Here is an 18,246-nt window from a genome sequence, read left to right as displayed (position 1 = left end):
GCATAAAAAAAGGCCCGAATGGGCCTTTTTGCTAAGCAAAGAGCAAACTATGACTGCTTCGCAGCTGTCAGCGGCGATGGCTGACTGACAGATTTGATCAACGCGTAAACAATCCCTGTGACTAACGTACCGGCGGCGATGGCAGCCAAGTACATAAACACGGGGGTGATTGCATTGGGGATAAGCAGTACAAATAATCCACCGTGGGGCGCCATTAGCTTCGCGCCAATCAGCATCGAAATGGCTCCAGTCAGCGCGCCCCCAGCAATACACGCCGGAATAACTCGCATTGGGTCTTTGGCCGCGAAAGGGATCGCCCCCTCAGAGATAAAGCACAGCCCCAGCACAAACGAGGCTTTACCCGCTTCTTGCTCGGCATCGTTGAATTTACGTTTCGCCAGAAATGTTGCCAGTCCCATCCCCAGGGCCGGCACCATACCTGCGGCCATGATCGCTGCCATTGGCATGTAGGTGCCACTGTCGATCAAACCCACACCAAAGGTGTATGCGGCTTTGTTCACTGGACCACCCAAGTCGAAGCACATCATCGCACCCAGCAGTACACCCAAGATCACTGCGTTGGTTGAGTTCATGCCTTGCAAGAAGGTGGTTAAGCTATCCATCGCTACCGAAACAGGACCACCCACCACGTAGATCATGACTAAGCCCGTGAATAAGCTTGCCACCAATGGGATCACTAAAATGGGTTTGAGGGCTTCCATGGTTGCAGGCAGTTGCACTTTATCAGCGACAAATTTGGCACTGTAACCGGCGATAAAGCCCGCCAGAATCCCGCCAAGAAACCCTGCGCCTGTTGAGGCTGCGAGCATACCGCCAATAAGGCCGGGAGCAAGACCGGGCCGATCCGCGATAGAAAAGGCAATAAAACCGGCGAGGACAGGCACCATCAGGGCAAACGCACTGCCACCGCCAATTTGCATTAATGCAGCAGCCAATGTGCCTTCTTCTTTAAATGCTTCAATGCCGAACACAAATGACAGTGCAATGGCCAAGCCGCCCGCGACCACGAGTGGCAACATGTGCGATACCCCAGTCATCAAGTGTTTATACACCCCTGTTCGCTCACCTTGACTGGCATTCGCTTGTCCACTGGTGTGTTTTTTGGCTGCGTGGTAGACCTCCGAATTGGCGACCGCATCATCAAGGCTTTGAGCGGCTTTTTTCAACGCGACGCCTGTGCTGGTTCGATATAATCGCTTGCCATCAAAGCGACTTAAATCAACCTCAATGTCTGCGGCAATAAACACCACATCCGCATCAGCGATTTCTTGATCGGTCAGCGCATTTTTTGCCCCCACCGAGCCCCGCGTTTCAATTTTAACGCTGTAGCCTTTCGCTTTGGCTGCTTCTTCAATCGCCTCAGCCGCCATAAACGTGTGCGCAACCCCGGTCGGACATGCGGTAATGCCGACAATACGCATGGATTGGTCCGCCTCAGGCTCCTCTGACGCTTGATAAATCTCAGCGTGAGATGCCACCGTATCAAGAACCGCTTGCGCATTGTCCATCACATCACTTAATGATGCCTGATAAACCGGCTTACCGTTAAAACGTGCCGTCTGCGCCGGTGAACCGACGAGCAGAATACGCTCCGCGTCGGCAATCGCCTCAGACGAGACCGGTGTTGACGCCTTAATGCTTGATTGACATTCGATGGTTGCTTGCCAGCCTCGCTCACCGACTGCTTTTTCAAGCAATCCTGCTGCGATAACTGTGTTCGCGACGCCACTTGGGCACGCCGTCACAATGACCAGTTTCATACCTTTTACCCCACTCTTGGATTGTTTATTCGGCGTGTGCGGACACAGTGACCGGTGACACGCTAATTTTTTCTATCATTTGATAAACGCGGTCGATATCAGAGACACCGACACCCACTTGGGTGACCGCCAGCGCAGATAGCGCGACCGCTCGACGAAGTACCGTCGCTTTTTCTTCACCGGCTTGGCATCCCCATACCAAACCAGCAACCAGTGAATCTCCCGCACCAACGGTACTGACGACCTCTTGCGCAGGTGCGACGGCCTGCAGCCAACCTTGATGGTTGCGCCACAGCACACCATCTACACCACGAGAAATCACCACATTGGCAATCCCTTGTTGGAATAGTTGTTCACCACGTGCCAATAAGGTATCGAGTTCATTACTGATTGGCGCGTTCAAGCACTGAGCAAGCTCAGCTTCATTGGGTTTCACAAGCCAAGGCTTGGCGGACACCGCAGCACGCAGAGCATGCTGACTAGTATCGACAATCACCTGCTTACCGGCCTCGGTGAGAGCCTGAACCCAGTCACTGAGCTGATCAGCATTGACGCCTGGCGGTAAGCTACCTGCCAGTACAATCCAGTCATGCCCATCAGCTAATTCCAATAAGGTATGCGTGAGCGCCTCAATATCGCGCCCTTCCACTGCCATTCCCGGGAAGTTGAGATCCGTGACACGACCGTCTTTTTCTACCAGTTTGACATTTGTTCGACTCACGCCCGGTACGCGTAAAAAGCGATCACAAATGCCATGCTCAACAAATAAGTGCGCAAAAGGGTCTTGATTTTCCTCACCCAAAAAGCCAGATACCGTCACTTTAGCGCCCAAATCAGCCAACACCCGCGCCACATTCACCCCTTTCCCTGCAGGATGCAGGTTGTACTTTTGCACTAAGTTGACATCGCCAGCTTGCAAGATACCAAGCGCCCCCGTCATATCGAGAGCAGGATTAAAGGTCACGGTTAAGATTGCACTCATGCGTGTTCTCCTAAGCCTTGACGAATAGCTTCACCCAAGGCGGCTATCGCCTCCTGCGCATCACTCCCTTGGGCGGTAAACTGAAGCTGATGGCCATGTTTTACTCCTAGAGCAATGACTTTCATCAAGCTCTTCGCGTTGACGGCAGTCGATTGGGTGGAAGCATTGGCCACTTGAATATCCGCGCTAAATTTTTTGGCGGTGTTCACCAGCATGGCGCCGGGTCGCGCATGCAGGCCATGTGCATTGGTAATGGTAAATAGTCCCGATTCACCCTCAATATTCGCCGCGGGTGCTGGTGGCTGCACAGTCTCTATGTCAGCGGCATCCGAATGCATGACCGCCGACACAAGCGCGTCAGGTGATTGGTTGATAAGGCTGTTCAATTTACCCTCTGCTTTGAGTTGGGTCAGCTTGGCAAGCAGGGCTATGTGCGCGTCATTATTGGCCGCAAAACACCATAAAGCATGGGCGACATGCTCACCGATATTCAATGGCTCAGAAGGCATGACAAGCGACACCCCAGTGTGAGACACGCCATTTGCAATACCTAACACCCAATGCCCCTCACCCAAATGAACAGGCACTGCGGCAATCAGATGACCAACTCCTGAGGTATCTAGGCATCCTTTATTTTTCAAAAGTCCCGCGCCGGCTGCTTGCAGTGTGGTGATATCTCGCGCTGGGAAACCACTTAAAATCATATCTGAGGTAAACGTAAAACCCTGATTACTTTTCTTCGTATCGCCATTGAGGAGTGCCAATATAGCGTCTGCGCTCTCAATATGTTTCAACTGCGCTTCAATGCCGTCTTGTGATAACACGTGGGTCAATTGGCGTAGGATTGTCAGGTGCTCATCTGACTTCGCCGCAATACCGATGGCAAGATAGGCTGTTTCACCGTCTCCCCAGTCTACGCCCTGTGGGAAGTGACACACTTGCACACCCGTTTGTTTTACTTGATCACGGGTGTCTGTGGTGCCATGCGGGATCGCGATACCATTGCCTAAATAGGTGCTCGTTTGCGCTTCTCGCGCCAACATACCCGCTTGATAACCGGGCGCGACCAATCCTTTGTCAATCAGTCGCGTGGCCATAGCTTTGATCGCCTCTTCTTTCGAGGCGGCAGACTGCTGTAAATAGATATCTTGTGCTGTTAGTGCGAGCATGAGGTTAATCCTCTTCGTTTGTGCGCCTTGCGCACGCAATATATTGGGCTCATTACAATCACCGCATCGCAGCAACTGCATGGTAAATCGTAGAAGGTGAGCCAGACGGATGCCTGCATCATCGACTCACATTCTGTTCAATCCTTGAAGGCGCGAGATGGTTCGTATCACTCAACTCACGCCAAGCTGAATCGTTTCAGCTTTTGGTTACAGTCAGACCTCAAAGGTGTTGTCTTTGGGTCTATTTATCGCAACGTTGAATCCGGTCTCACTCTTTGCCGTCCTGTCTTTGGAAAATATGTGACAAAAGTAGTGTCATACAGAACAGCTGAAACCTTTCAGCTTTAAGGCTGAATCGTTTTAGCTTATAATGCAAACATAATCTTGATCGGATGTGTGCAAACTTTGATCGCATTCACAAAGCCATCAATAACGATTGGCCTGATACGGGATCCTTTCTATGAAGCTCGATGAGATAGCACGCCTTGCCGGCGTGTCACGCACCACGGCCAGCTACGTGATTAACGGAAAAGCCGATCGTTATCGGATCAGCGCTAAGACCCGAGAACGGGTGATGGCGGTTGTTGACCAACATAACTATCAACCCAACCGTGCCGCAACTGCGCTACGGGCAGGAACAACACGTACCCTCGGATTGGTGGTTCCTGATCTTGCCAACAGCAGTTATGCCCTCTTGGCCAAATTGCTAGAGCGCAAAGCCCATGATCAAGGCTACCAAGTGATTATCACCGGCTCGGATGATGATCCTCAGCGCGAGCAAACCCTTGCCACTACATTGATTTCTCGAAAGATTGACGCGTTGATCGTCGCCTCGTGTCTGCCAGCGGATAATGCTTTTTATCCTGATGTGCAGCGAAAAGGCACACCTGTGGTGGCTATCGACCGACAACTAGACGCGACCCAGTTCGCCAATGTATTGAGTGATGATGCCAAAGGTGCGTATCAATTAACCGAGACACTTATTGCGCCTAGCGATGTATATCAGGCAGGATTGATTGGTGCCGTCCCCTCTTTAGCCATCTCGCAAGAGCGTGAAAAAGGCTTTCGTAACGCATTGGAGGTCGGCAATGTGGATGGACAAGTGCGCTATGGCAACGCCTTTAGCCGCAGCGAAGGTCAACGGTTAATGACTGAATGGATAAACGCTGGCGATTTACCCGATGCCTTGCTTACCACCTCATTCACCCTATGTGAGGGCGTATTGGATGCTATCCGGCAAACAGGCATTGCGCCGACCGCCTTATACTTTGCCACATTCGGGGACAGTCGCATCTTGGACTTTTTACCTTTTGGGGTGCAGTCGCTTCCACAGCAATTTGATGCGATTAGCGATGCCGCGTTAAGCCTCGCTATTTCAGCCGCCGAAGGCGACAACCAACCCGGTGTGATCACCGTCGATCGTCAACCGATTTGGCGCCCGCATCAAACTCAGGCTTGGGTCGGTTTAAGCTAATTATGATCAGTAACCCGTGGCTTCCATAAAGCCACGGCCGCTCACGCTCCCTTCGACACGCACGGGTCCCTCCCAATATGGGATGCTTAACGCCATCCAGCTATCTGGGTTTAGAGGCTGCGTGGTCACGTTGATCCCTTCATCGGGAACACGTATTTGCCAACCCACTGGCAGTGTACGTTTATCGGAAAGTGTGGCGTGGTTGACCGGCACCATGCGTATTGCATGTTTATCAAGTGATCGCACCTTGCCATCGGCCGAAGTCAAAGAGCCAAATACAAAGGGCTTTGGGCCGCGGATTTGAGTCACCATCAGCGCGCGCCCATCGTCTAGATTCAAACCAAACCAATCCCATCCGGATTGGTCGTCGGCCATGGCACCGCTCGACCATTCTTTATCAAACCACCCTCTCCCTGTCACAGAAAAAGACTTGCCGTCGAGCGTCAAGGAGCCTGTAATGCGTAATTGGGGCACCGAGAAATAATAAGAGGCCGACGGCGCACTTTCATGACGAATGCTATACCCCTGTTCGCCCTGCTTCACTCTCAGACCACTGTCTTCAACCTGCAGAGCAAAGCCCACCTCAGTATTCTGTGCCTCAAATTGTGCTTCAACTGTAGCCGGAAAAGGATCGGCTTGACCTTGCCATTGCCAATCATCCAACCACGCCTGAAATGGTGACAACGTCACGCCGGCTTGACCAATGCCTCCGCGGGCAAACCGTTCTGATTCCCACTGCTGATCTGCGCGTGTTATCGCGACATGTGCCATATAGAGTTGTGGGCTAGCCCAGCCAAGCGCCTGCTCGGGTCGAATCGCGCGGCGAAACAGGGTCCATTGCACGCCGTAGGCTTGGCCTTGGCTATCTTCAAGTGTGGCGGTTAAATACCACCATTCAGTGGCAAAGCCAGGATGGGCCGCCATATCTTTCGGATATTCCGGGTGATAATCGGGGGTCACGGCTTGAAAACCAGACTGCTGGGCAAACACATCAAAGCCTGTCGATGCGCTGCTTTGGGGCGCAGGCTGACGCCCCCACCAAATCAGACTCCCCAGCGCGATGGCTAACATCATCACCAGCATGGAGCCAAACAGTTTGCGACTTACTTTCATCCCACTAACTCCTGCCGTTACTGCGCGTCACGCAAAGAGACGGCTGCAGTACGCTTCATCATGCGATAGACGGGCCAAGCACCAGCCAACATTAATGCAAGCATTGATAGCCCGATAGTGGTGGCATAGGTGAGCGGGAAAAAGCTCATGGTCATCGTCCAACCAAAGGACGCTTTGAGCACCACATGGATTAGCATCCCCGCCAGCAGTAGCCCTAACGGAATTGCGATCACAGCGCTGGCAACCCCGATGATCACCAACTGCCCGCCTCCGAGCGCAATCAACTCGCGCCCCGACAACCCTAGACAACGCAACAAACTGTACTGACGCTGGCGAGACAATTCGGTGGCCAACGTAGAGAAAAACAGACCACTGATGGCAACAATCAGCATCAATACACACAGACTTTCGGTCACCGTAAACGTACGGTCGAAAATGCGCATCGCGTACTGCATGATATCGGCTTGGTTTTGAACTTGGCCGTTACTTAGTGAGAATGTCCGACGAATCTGCGCAATAAACAGGTCGCTTTCAACGCCTTGATCGAGGACAACCGCCATCGATGGCCTGCCAGCAGTTAACCAATTTCCTACGTCACCGCGCGCAGATACCACTAACTGACCGTAGGGGTTCCCGTAATCATAATAGACACCCGCGACTTGCCATCGCTCTCCCATCGGGGCGGGTAAATTCACCATTTCACCCGCTTCCACACCGAATTTTGCGGCCAGCGATTCGCTGAGTAATACGGCTCGTTGCTGATGGAGCTGCGACCAATAATCCGGTTGGGCGTTCTTGATCGCTAGTGCTTGTTTCTCGAGGGGACGATTACCAACCGAGAGGACTTCAAGTCGGCCTTGCGGTGCATCGAGCTCACGACGATACGTTGTCCAAAACTGCGAGACATTGTCTTGCTTAACCAGCCAAGATTCCATGCGGGGCAATAGCTCATTACTAGGACGAACATACACATCCGCCGCCAGCCGCTGCTGTAGCCATGTTTCGGTGCTAGCACGAAAGCTGCCCACCATGGTTTCCATGCCAATATGTGCCGACACCGCCAACATAAAGGCCATTGCCGCCACACCGCGATAGCTTAAACTGGCCGCCGCATCAGTAAAAAACCAACGCCAACGTGCGCCTTGGTGCCATTGCGCCAATAGATGAAATAAGCCGCCACACAAATAGGGTAAGACCAACGCAGCACTTAGCATGGTTAGCGAAATTAACGTAAAGCCTTGCCACTGGCTGCTAGGCCAATACGACACGCCCCACGCAGCTACCGCAAGCAACAACGCCAATACCGCTTGTACCGAAAACTCTCGACGTGTACCGCGTAATAAGGTCATCCGCTGCGATAAGCGTCCCGAAGGCGTTTTTATTAAGCGGATGAGTGGCCAAGCCGATGCCATTGCAGCCCCCAGCAAGGCTAACAACACACTGTACAACCCCCACTGCCATTGCCAGTGCATGATCAAGTCAACTTCGGCACCATATAGGTCAGACAATGTCGTGGCGACCGCAGGAAGCAGTTGTTTAGCAAGCAATAACCCAAGCACATTCCCGCTGATCACACCTAGGACGACCCAGCCGACTAACTCAATCGCCATCACCAGTGACAACTGTCGACCGTCTACGCCTAATTGACGTAAGCCGCCGACCAGTGGCTGACGCTGCGTCATTGAAAGAGAAATGGCTTGATAGAAAATGAACAACCCCACCACGAACGCGAGCAATCCCATTGCCAATAAATTGAGGTGAAATGCGTTGGTAAGTGGCCCTAACTGGGTAGTTTGGGTTTTCGCGAGTGTTAAAGCGGGGGGTAATAATTGGCGGATCTGCTCGCGCTCGGCCTGACTCAGTGTGCCACACAAGACTTCACTAATGCCGGCATGAGGAGCCAAGGCGCGTAATAGCGCCATATCCGCTACTAAGTAGGTGCCCATACTAAGCGCATCGTTATCGACAATACGCAACGGGCCAATCGCCGGATAATCTAGCAAGGGGATCATTTGTCCCGATTGCCAACCCTTGTGCGACGCCATCGCTTCCCCAACGTAAACGGGATAAGGTGGAGACATCGCATCGACGGGAGAAATGCCCTCACCGCCATCACCTTCGCTGAGCATCGGTAACATCGCGATCGTATCGACGCCCATCAGGTTGAGATCATCAAGTGACGGCGTCACAACTTGTAAACGCTCGATCGGCACACATTGGGTAAATCCCGCCCGACGTAAATCGATATAAAACGCTTGCGGTACGCGCTGCGTGCGTTGAGTATGATGAATGCTAAACGGATAGGGATTACTAAATAGCTTGGCCCCTTCTCGGTAGCTTTTTTGCGCGTGTTGGTTGATTGATAATACGCCCACCAACAAGGAGACACCTAAGGTAAGCCCCAGCCAAACGAGTAAAATTTGAAAAGGATGGCGGCGATAATGCCCCCATAACGCATTAGCGACGGGCCCGAACACTGAGCACGCCCCCTTGCAGCATGACGCTACCTTGTAAGTAATTGGCAACAGTTTCACTGTGCGTAACCACCAACAAGCCCGCTTCTTGTTGGCGCGTTAATGTGGTAAGTAGCCGCATGACGGCATCCGCATTACGCTCATCGAGGCTTCCCGTTGGTTCATCAGCCAATAACAGCTTGGGTTCCATATATAGCGCGCGAGCAATCGCGGTGCGCTGTTGTTGCCCTCCCGAGGCTTCTTCGGGGTAACGATTCAACAACGGCATCAAATCAAGTTGGGAGACAATCTGACGCCACAGCGCTGCATCGTCTTTCAAGCCTTTAAGTTGACGGCAAAAGCGGATGTTGTCGGCAATGGTCAGGGTTGGTAGTAGGTTAAACTGCTGAAAAATAGAGCCAACATTCTGGCGACGAAATTGGGTACGCTCGCGCTCATTCATTTGATGAAGCGGTTTATCATCAAACCAGATTTCACCGCTGTCGGCTTTGTCCAAGCCGGCAATCAGATTAAGTAGCGTGCTTTTGCCCGACCCACTTTCCCCCATCAAGGCCAATTGATGGGTGGGAGAAACAGACAAAGCGGCACCTTGCAGCACGGGATGAAAATCACTTCCATCCTGATAGCCCTTACACAGCGCCTTAATTGCTAACATGCCAATTCGTACCCTTTAACGTCATAAAAGCAGCGATAAACGAGAAGTAAGTCACACTGTCTGAACGAATTCGCAATGTACCCCAATTAACACGCTGAGAAAAGGGCTAAAAACTGTGGGCAGCTTCCCATTATTATTTGATAACAAAATCAATTGCTGTCGCTAACCAAATTGTTCAGCCATACACCGGATTTAACACGGATGAGCGAGCCGACCCACTTTACCAGCTCTTCGGTCGCCAATAAGGCATAAACCCAATAAACCGGCCACTCAAACACCACCGCGGATGCCAGCACCACAGGAATACCGATCAACCACTGGGCAACAAAATCTTGCCCTAAGCAGTAACGCACGTCACCACCCGCACGCAACACCCCGACGATCATTGCCATCGGAATGGTTTTTACCACGATAAGCGCGCACATTGCCCAGTAGAAGTATGCGGTGATTTGCGCCGTTTCTCCGGTCAAGGCAGGGAAAAAACCTAGCACCCAAGGTTGAATCGCTAACATCACCAGCGCAATAAACACACCGGCAATAAAATTAAACACGCCCACTTGCCAAGCTTGTTGGTACGCAGTCTCGGTTTGCTTGGCGCCGAGATTATTCCCCACCAACACGGCGGCAGCATTAGCCGTGCCGATCAAAAACGATAAAGATAAGGATTCAACCGGCGTGATGACCGCGATGGCGGCAAGTCCGGCCTCATTCACATGACCAATAATCGCGTGATAAACGAACAATCCTGACGACCACATTAAAAAATTAAAGGCGGTGGGCAAGGACAATGCCAAGAAGCGCTTGACGGCTTTCAGTGTCAGGGATGAGACCCATTCCGCGCGCGAAAAAGCAACAAGATGTTGGCGCTGGTACAAGTACAGGTATAAAGCCAGCATTTCTACAATGCCACTCAATACGGTCGCGACTGCGGCACCCTTGGAGCCCATTTGAGGCGCCCCCCAGTGACCGAAAATAAACACCCAGTTCAAGAGGATGTTAACGCTGATCCCCACGCCACTGAAAAACGTGCTGATCCCTGGCTTGTGCATGGCACGCAAACCAGCAGCTAACCCTGACACACTCGCCAGACAAAAAAGCGACAGACCCGCGATTTGCAGATAATCTTTTCCTAACGCAATCACAGTGGGGTTATCACTGGCAACACTAATAATCGAATCTGCGTAGAGCCAAAAAATGAGTGCACTGAGTGCGGCGGTGGCATTGGTCAAGGTTACCGTGAGTGCAATTTTCTCGCGAAAGCCCTGCATATTACCTGCGCCCCAATACTGGGCAACCAGCATGGATCCACCCGTCATCGCGCCAAAAATCAATAACGTTGAGACAAACATCGCTTTCCCGGCGATGCCAATCGCCGCGACATCGGCTTCACTCAACTGCCCCACCATTAAAATATCCACCAAGCTGCGGCTGGAAAACATCATGGTTTGCAGCGCAATGGGAATCGCAATTAACAGTAAACGCTTGAGAAAAACAGCATCAAAGAAAGGACGAGACAAGGCAGACACAGGCGACTCCACGCAACAACGAGAATGGCCTTAGTGTACTTGCCTTTATATGAAGAAAAAACCGCCAACTGGCGGTTTATATCGATTATTTTTGGGTTGTCGGTACGGGCATCACCATCAAACTATCTGCTTGGTTTTGTGGCCAAATGAGATACTCGGCATGGTATTTCACGATTGACTTATAGGCAGTCACTTTCGTCGGTGCTAATCCTGCTTGATGTGCCCAACCAATAAAGGTGTTTTCTGGGCCACGCACGTACACACTTAACGGCTTAACCAGTACGCCCTCTGAGTCAAAAGCCGCTTGAGTCGCATCGGGACACACTGCCAATGAATGCTGCCCGTCAGAGATCACTCTTACTTTGCGGTCAATGGTAGCGTCAGTATGCACCATCCACTGCGCCGCTTTTGCCGCATCGATTAGCTGACATAGCTGGGTGTGCATCACGGCGTTAGCCGGCGCACTCACCGGGAACCAAGCTTGGTAAACCGATTGAATTTGACGAAATTCCGCTTCTAACGCCGCTTTGGTGCCCGCACTACGGGCACGCTGCACCCAACGTTGTAGATCGGCTTTCACACTGTGATGGAAGCGCTGTTTTTTGGCCGCTTGTGCCACCCAACGTCCTAAAAACGCTTCTCGAGCAGCGGGAGCATCAACGAGTTTTCGCGCCGCAATAGCGGCTTCAATGTCTGCAAACGCGGTATTCACTACCGTCTGGATATGGGTCACGTAACTCATGGTTCTTTTCGCGCGAGTAACCAATAGAAAGCGGCAGAGAGTATCGCACAAATCGCGATAGCGCCAATCATCCCCCACGGCGTGCCATCAGAGACGACCGCTACCCCAGCCCCGACTAACGAGCCAATACCAAAGCGCATCGTCCCTGCCAGCGACGATGCGGTACCGGCCATTTGGGGATAACAAGACAGTAAACAAGCCATGCTGTTACTGCCGATAGTCGAAATCACACCGACGTAAGTCATCACGGGGATCACGGTTCCCCAAAGACCAAGGTCTAACCACTGACAGACTGCAATCGCGATACCGGCAACCAGCTGAATCGCCAAGCCGAAACGCAACATCCAGTGAGAGCCCATTTTGCGCACCAGCCGACCATTCAAAAAGGTCATGATGATCAAGCAAACAATGTTAAGGCCAAACAGATAACCAAATGCCTTGGCACTGACGCCGTAATAGTCGATATAGACAAACGAGCCGGCGGTAAGAAACGAGAACATGCCAGCAAAAGAGAAGCCAGAGCAAAAGATCATACCGACCGCAAACGGCGTTTTCAGCATACGCGCATAGTTACGCAGCGAAGCACCGATACGCAGCGGCGGACGATGATTTTGGGGCAAGGTCTCGGGAATTTTCACCACAATACAGACCATCACAAAACACGCCCAGCCGGCCAATACCCAAAAAATCGCACGCCAATCGAACCACGTCAGCAAATAGCCGCCAATCATGGGAGCAGCAAGCGGTGCAATGGTCATCACCAAGGTGATAAATGACATGGTGCGTGCAAACTCTTCACGCTCGAACATATCACGCACCAAGGCTTGAATGATCACGGCGGCCGCGGCTCCAGCAAAGCCTTGGGTAGAGCGAGCCAGCATCAATACGTTGATGTCTTCGGCGAGCGCACTGACGACAGCGCAGATAAAAAACAGCATCACCCCGCCAAGCATTACCGGCTTGCGTCCATAGCTGTCGGAGATTGGTCCGTGAAAGAGCTGGCCAATCGCAAATCCGGCCGTATATGCCACTAGGGTCGACTTCACTGCACTATTGGGTGCCCCCAAATCGCCAGCGATGGCTGGCATCGCAGGCAAGTACATATCGATGGCAAGAGGTGTCAGCGCCGCGATCGCGCCCAAAATGATAATCAAAAGCCAACTGAGTTGTGTCGGTGACGCCGTGACAGCCGATGATTGCGACATAACACTCCTTAACGTGAAAGACAGAGCAACAGGAAATAACGTGAGGTAGATCGAATTGTAACAGTTTATTGTTTCTGTGCGGGAAAGAATGTCTTTCTTTTTGTTGTTATTGCATAGCGCAATAAGCAACGACACCCAGCATGAAATCTGGGCGCAGATTGTCTCTCTCGCAACAAAAAAACAGTCTTCGGCGGAAATATAAAGGAGCCTGACTGACAGACTCCTAAAAAAGACACCCCATTTTTCATCACTGAGCGGATAACGGAATGCCTAGGGCGTGCTTTTATTTGATAAACATGGCCACTTCATCAGCGGTCAATGGACGATATTCGCCCGGCTCAAGGGATTCGTCCAAGCATAACGGCCCAACAGACTCACGGTGCAATGCCTCAACACGGTTACCCACCGCAGCAAACATGCGCTTCACCTGATGGTACTTCCCTTCTTGAATAGTCAGCAGCACCTCGCACTCATCCACTTTTTCGAGCGTCGCTGGTAAGGTCTCTTCTTTTTCACCGCGTAACATAACACCCTGCTCAAACTGAGCGGCGACATCATCGGCAAGTGGATCCGCTAGCCATACACGATAGGTTTTATCGCATTTATGCTTGGGTGAAGTGATACGGTGTGACCACTGCCCATCGTCGGTTAACAACAACAAGCCTGTTGTGTCAGCGTCTAATCGGCCAGCGATATGCAGTTTTTCCGCATTCACTTCTTCTAAAAGCACAAATACCGTGGGGTTAAACGCATCTTCATGGGAACACACCACACCCGCGGGTTTGTGCATCATAAAGTAACGCGGCCCAGACAGCATCAGTCGCTGGCCTTCAAACTCAACCTCAGCATCGTCGCTGATTTTAACGGCGCCAGATTTGATTACCTCACCGTTGACGGTAATCACTTCACTTTTCAGAACGCGTGCGGCTTGCTTTCGCGTCACCCCTAAGGTCTCACATAAAAACTTATCTAATCGCATGTGACTGCTCGTTACACCTGTATTTGCGGCGATTATACGTCACATAGGCAGTAAGACACAGATCAAGTTTCAATGGATTGACCTGCATACTGAACGGCCGTGACATAAACTTGTCTCATGCTATCGCCAATCCACAAATTAGATGCAAGGCCTCACGCAGGCTTTTTATCGAGACGACGAGTCCGTCACATCGTGCCAATGCAACACGTTGTGGCGATTGAGCCTATTCAATGACTGGGTATGATACTGGCGTCTCTCGACTAATCAGTGATAAATAAGGTAACACTATGATTGTTTCTCTTCGCCAGCCGGACGCTAATGCTTTTGAAACGCTAATCGCCATGTCGCGCGCGCAGCACGAGCATGAAGCGCTTCCCTTCGATCGCGAGCCTGTAGAAACGGCGTTTAAAACGCTACTCTCACATCCAGAGCGTGGGGCTGTATTTCTGATTGATGTTGAGCATAATGGCGAGTGCGAGACCATTGGCTACTTGGTCTTGGTGTACAGCTTTAGCGTTGAAAATGGTGGCAGCGTGGGCGTGATTGRTCAGTTTTTTATCGCACAAAACTGGCGGCGCCAAGGTGTCGGTTCCCAAGTGATCCCCTTAGTTGAAGCAACCGCCAAGCAGCATGACTGTGTCGCGGTGATCCTCGAGGTCAACATTGGTAACAAAGGTGCCCGCTTGTTTTATGAGCAATTTGATTACCAACCTCGCCGTCAGCATTGCATTATGTCAAAGCGCCTGTAAAGTCCTGTACCTCGCTCCATAAGTCAGTAAAATTAAACGGCCTCAAAAGGGCCGTTTTTTGTGGAACACATTTATCGCCAATCCCGAAAACCGCCAACGCTTTTGGTGGTTTCCCCACACACTGAGAGTAACGTTGATTACTGATTATTATGTATACCCTTCGTCCGTATCAGTCTGACGCCGTCAAAGGTGTGCTTCATTATTTTCGTCGTCACAGCACACCTGCCGTCGCCGTACTCCCCACCGGTGCTGGCAAAAGCTTGGTGATCGCAGAGCTTGCTCGCATCGCGAAAGGGCGCGTTCTCGTACTCGCCCATGTGAAAGAGCTCGTGGAACAAAATCATGCTAAGTATGAAGGATATGGGCTAACCGGAGGCATCTTCTCCGCAGGGCTGGGACGCAAAGAATCACACGAAAAAGTGGTGTTTGCCTCGGTACAATCGGTGGTACGCAACTTGGAAGCATTCGCGGATCAGTTTTCGCTGCTAGTTATCGACGAGTGCCACCGCGTGCCTGACAATCAAGATAGCAGTTATCGCCGTGTGATTAGCCATTTACAAAACGTGAATGCCGGATTAAAAGTGTTGGGACTCACCGCAACCCCCTATCGACTGGGCCAAGGCTGGATTTATCAGTATCACACCAGCGGAAAAGTCCGCACCACTGAAACGCGCTTTTTTCGTGACTGTGTCTTCGAGCTGCCGATTAGCCATTTGCTCGATGAAGGATTTTTAACCCCCGCTCATGTGCTGGATGCACCCCTTCTCAGTTACGACTTTTCGCAAGTCTCTCGCACCGCCAACGGTTACTATCGTGAAGCCGATCTAGAGAAGGTCGTGGCCAATACACCACGCGCGACGCCGCAAATCATTGAGCAAGTAATGTCCTATGCCAAGCAGCGTCAGGGCGTCATGATTTTTGCCGCAACCGTCAGCCACGCGAAGGAAGTGCTCGCGCTACTGCCGCCACAAGAATCCGCCTTGATTATTGGTGATACACCCGGCCCTGAACGCGATGCACTGATCCAAGCCTTTAAGCAAAAACAGCTCAAATACTTGGTCAATGTCTCTGTTCTAACCACGGGGTTTGATGCCCCTCACGTCGATTTGATTGCCATTTTACGTCCAACCGAATCAGTGAGTTTGTATCAACAAATTGCTGGCCGTGGCTTGCGCCTTTCGCCCGGGAAAAAAGACTGTTTAATCCTCGATTATGCCGGTAACGTCTACGACTTGTATCAACCCGAAATCGGCATGCCAAAACCAGACAGCGACAGTGAACTCGTTACCGTCCCTTGTCCTGCGTGTGGATTTAATAACAGCTTTTGGGGGAAACTCGACGACAATGGCTTTTTGATTGAGCATTATGGCCGTCAATGCCAAGGGTACTTTGAAGACGACGACGGTGAACGCGAAATATGTGGTTACCGTTTTCGCGCCAAATTCTGCGATGAATGCGGTGCCGATAACGATATCGCCGCGCGGCGCTGTCATCAATGTGACAAGCCATTGGTCGATCCGGACAAAAAGCTCCGTGAAGCACTTAAACTCAAAGACGCACTGGTGATGGCCTGTGTGGATCTGTCACTCACTGCAGGAAAAAACCGTTATCAAAAACCACAGTTGAAAGTGACCTATCACACCAGTGAGGGAACAGATCTTCATGAAATATGGCCGCTTGCCACTAAGAAACAAAAGCAGGATGTGCTAGCACGCTTTGTCCGCCCTCATTTGGTCGATAGACACCGTCCCTTTACCGATACGGCCGCAACCAAAATTGCAGCGGCACAACACAGGTTTCGGGCACCGGACTTTATCGTCGCACGCAAGCAAGGACGTTTTTGGCACTTACGCCAAAAGATTTTTGATGTTGATGACTTTCTTTCTCAAGATCGCCTTGATGCACTGCTTGCCCAAAGTCGCGGTCAACAATTCGCCGACGCCGACCTCTAACGCACGCGATTGCGCCATCCTGCGCGTTATGGCTTGTTTTACCCCCCAAGCAGTGCTACTATCCGCGCTCGTTTTTGGGTATTGAGTTAGGTCGCTACGCTCAGTACTGTATTTTCACTCTAAAAGAGAGTTATTGATTATGATGAAATTCGAAGCTGAAGTACGCGCAGAGAAAGGTAAAGGTGCGAGCCGCCGCCTGCGTCATCAGAAGAAATTCCCTGCTATCGTTTACGGTGGTAACCAAGAGCCTGTATCTATCGCACTTGACCACCCAGTTGTTGTTAACCAAATGGACAAGCCTGAGTTCTACGAAGGCATCATCCTGGTTATCGATGGCCAAGAAGTTAAAGTGAAGCCACAAGACATCCAACGTCACCCGTTCAAGCCAAAAGTTGAACACATGGACTTCATCCGCATCTAATTCCTCAGCGAATAATGATGTGATAAAAGGCGCCCACGGGCGTCTTTTTTTTATCCCGAGCATTCATGACCTAGCGCAAAAGTAAGATTTACATGTCATGAAAATGTCATAAATGGAGACCTAGATCAAAAAAGGGAGAATGAACGTGATAACAGCATTCCAATTTGACTATTAAGTTGATTAACTTAGCCTCCCTTTTAATACACATGTTATATCCCACCATGAAAAAAAGCATTTTTGTTGTTGCATTTATGTCCTTGGCGTTAATGTTAACGGGCTGCTCAGCCACCAATACTCTCGTTAAAAAACGTAACCTTGATGTGCAAACCAAAATGAGTAACACCGTCTTTTTAGACCCAGTGGCTCCTTCAAAACGCACCGTGTTCTTACAAATTCGCAATACTTCCGATAAGCCTAATCTCGATATTAAGTCTGATATTAAAGCGAATATTGAAAGCCGCGGATATAAAGTCCTCGACAATCCAGATAAAGCTCACTACATGATCCAAGCGAATATTCTGCAAGTCGGTAAATCGGATCTGCGTGATAGCGAAAACTTCCTATCTCAGGGCTTTGGAAGCGCCGTTGGTGGCGCCCTTGTTGGTGCTCAATTTGGCGGCGGTTCAGGCCGAGGTGCAACATCTCTCGCAGGTGCGGCCATTGGCTTGGTTGCTGATGCGTTGGTTGAGGACGTTTATTATTCAATGATTACCGACCTACAAATCTCAGAGCGCGCCTCTGCGGGTGTCGTTGTGACTGAAGCGCTTGACTCTCAACTCGCGCAAGGCACGAACAGTAAGAAGGTCGTAACATCAACCCAAGAAACACAATGGAAACGATATCAAACACGTGTTCTTTCCACTGCCAATAAAGTTAACCTAGAGTTTGCTGAGGCTGAGCCTGTGTTGAAGCAAGGCTTAGTACAATCAATTAGTGGACTTCTATAAAGTAACTAAGCGCGCTTCGCCGAGGCGCGCTTTTATCCTAATCAACATATTTCTATATAGTACACACCACCGCGCTT

The 18,246-nt window shown here is 51.0% G+C and carries 15 protein-coding genes; 5 read left to right on the top strand and 10 right to left on the bottom strand.

Features of this window, described 5'->3' with window-relative positions; all coding sequences use genetic code 11:
- Positions 1-47: 47 nt before the first annotated feature.
- Genes fruA through fruB form a run of 3 tightly spaced genes read right to left on the bottom strand, consistent with a single transcriptional unit; the run spans position 48 to position 3,932 of the window.
- Positions 48-1,781, bottom strand: coding sequence for a PTS fructose transporter subunit IIBC (gene fruA / locus BZG84_RS06965; protein ID WP_077479154.1), 1,734 nt, complete (start codon positions 1,779-1,781; stop codon positions 48-50).
- A 25-nt stretch (positions 1,782-1,806) separates the two neighbouring features.
- Positions 1,807-2,763, bottom strand: coding sequence for a 1-phosphofructokinase (gene pfkB / locus BZG84_RS06960; protein WP_077479153.1), 957 nt, complete (start codon positions 2,761-2,763; stop codon positions 1,807-1,809).
- Positions 2,760-3,932 carry a fused PTS fructose transporter subunit IIA/HPr protein gene (gene fruB, locus BZG84_RS06955; protein WP_077479187.1) on the bottom strand — a complete coding sequence of 391 codons (1,173 nt, stop codon included), beginning with the start codon at positions 3,930-3,932 and terminating at the stop codon, positions 2,760-2,762. Before fruB ends, pfkB begins: the two co-directional genes overlap by 4 nt.
- A 460-nt stretch (positions 3,933-4,392) precedes the next feature.
- Between fruB and cra the strand changes: the two genes are divergently transcribed.
- Entirely contained in the window at positions 4,393-5,406 is a 1,014-nt protein-coding gene (gene cra, locus BZG84_RS06950) for a catabolite repressor/activator (protein ID WP_077678099.1), read from the top strand.
- Positions 5,407-5,412: 6 nt separating this feature from the next.
- Here cra and BZG84_RS06945 read toward each other — a convergent pair whose 3' ends face one another.
- The 7 genes from BZG84_RS06945 to rsuA form a co-directional block, all read right to left on the bottom strand.
- On the bottom strand, positions 5,413-6,519 hold the full coding sequence (locus BZG84_RS06945; RefSeq protein ID WP_077479151.1) for a lipocalin-like domain-containing protein: 1,107 nt from the start codon (positions 6,517-6,519) through the stop codon (positions 5,413-5,415).
- 17 nt (positions 6,520-6,536) lie between these two features.
- On the bottom strand, positions 6,537-8,996 hold the full coding sequence (locus BZG84_RS06940) for an ABC transporter permease (protein ID WP_077678098.1): 2,460 nt from the start codon (positions 8,994-8,996) through the stop codon (positions 6,537-6,539).
- Entirely contained in the window at positions 8,977-9,648 is a 672-nt protein-coding gene (locus BZG84_RS06935) for an ABC transporter ATP-binding protein (RefSeq protein WP_077479149.1), read from the bottom strand. Before BZG84_RS06935 ends, BZG84_RS06940 begins: the two co-directional genes overlap by 20 nt.
- Positions 9,649-9,797: 149 nt before the next feature.
- Positions 9,798-11,174 carry an MATE family efflux transporter gene (locus BZG84_RS06930; RefSeq protein WP_274532429.1) on the bottom strand — a complete coding sequence of 459 codons (1,377 nt, stop codon included), beginning with the start codon at positions 11,172-11,174 and terminating at the stop codon, positions 9,798-9,800.
- Between the two features lie 85 nt (positions 11,175-11,259).
- On the bottom strand, positions 11,260-11,916 hold the full coding sequence (locus tag BZG84_RS06925; RefSeq protein ID WP_077678097.1) for a DUF2913 family protein: 657 nt from the start codon (positions 11,914-11,916) through the stop codon (positions 11,260-11,262).
- Entirely contained in the window at positions 11,913-13,190 is a 1,278-nt protein-coding gene (locus BZG84_RS06920; protein ID WP_077480721.1) for a Bcr/CflA family multidrug efflux MFS transporter, read from the bottom strand. The genes BZG84_RS06925 and BZG84_RS06920 overlap by 4 nt, the downstream gene beginning before the upstream one ends.
- A gap of 214 nt (positions 13,191-13,404) precedes the next feature.
- Positions 13,405-14,100: a 16S rRNA pseudouridine(516) synthase RsuA gene (rsuA, locus tag BZG84_RS06915; protein ID WP_077480699.1), complete on the bottom strand. Its 696-nt coding sequence runs from the start codon at positions 14,098-14,100 to the stop codon at positions 13,405-13,407.
- A gap of 287 nt (positions 14,101-14,387) precedes the next feature.
- Here rsuA and BZG84_RS06910 point away from each other — a divergent pair, with 287 nt between their 5' ends.
- The 4 genes from BZG84_RS06910 to BZG84_RS06895 all read left to right on the top strand — a co-directional run bounded on the left by BZG84_RS06910 (position 14,388) and on the right by BZG84_RS06895 (position 18,169).
- Positions 14,388-14,849 (top strand): GNAT family N-acetyltransferase, encoded by a 462-nt coding sequence (locus BZG84_RS06910; RefSeq protein ID WP_077678096.1) that lies wholly within the window; start codon positions 14,388-14,390, stop codon positions 14,847-14,849.
- A 149-nt stretch (positions 14,850-14,998) separates the two neighbouring features.
- Positions 14,999-16,801, top strand: a complete 1,803-nt coding sequence (locus BZG84_RS06905; protein ID WP_077480703.1) for a DEAD/DEAH box helicase — start codon at positions 14,999-15,001, stop codon at positions 16,799-16,801.
- 142 nt (positions 16,802-16,943) lie between these two features.
- Positions 16,944-17,222 carry a 50S ribosomal protein L25 gene (rplY, locus tag BZG84_RS06900; protein ID WP_069588543.1) on the top strand — a complete coding sequence of 93 codons (279 nt, stop codon included), beginning with the start codon at positions 16,944-16,946 and terminating at the stop codon, positions 17,220-17,222.
- Between the two features lie 221 nt (positions 17,223-17,443).
- Entirely contained in the window at positions 17,444-18,169 is a 726-nt protein-coding gene (locus BZG84_RS06895) for a complement resistance protein TraT (RefSeq protein ID WP_077457073.1), read from the top strand.
- Positions 18,170-18,246 lie beyond the last annotated feature (77 nt).

The organism is Salinivibrio sp. PR932 (genome assembly GCF_001996125.1).
GTDB lineage: Bacteria > Pseudomonadota > Gammaproteobacteria > Enterobacterales > Vibrionaceae > Salinivibrio > Salinivibrio proteolyticus.
This window is presented reverse-complemented; position numbering and strand designations above follow the sequence as displayed.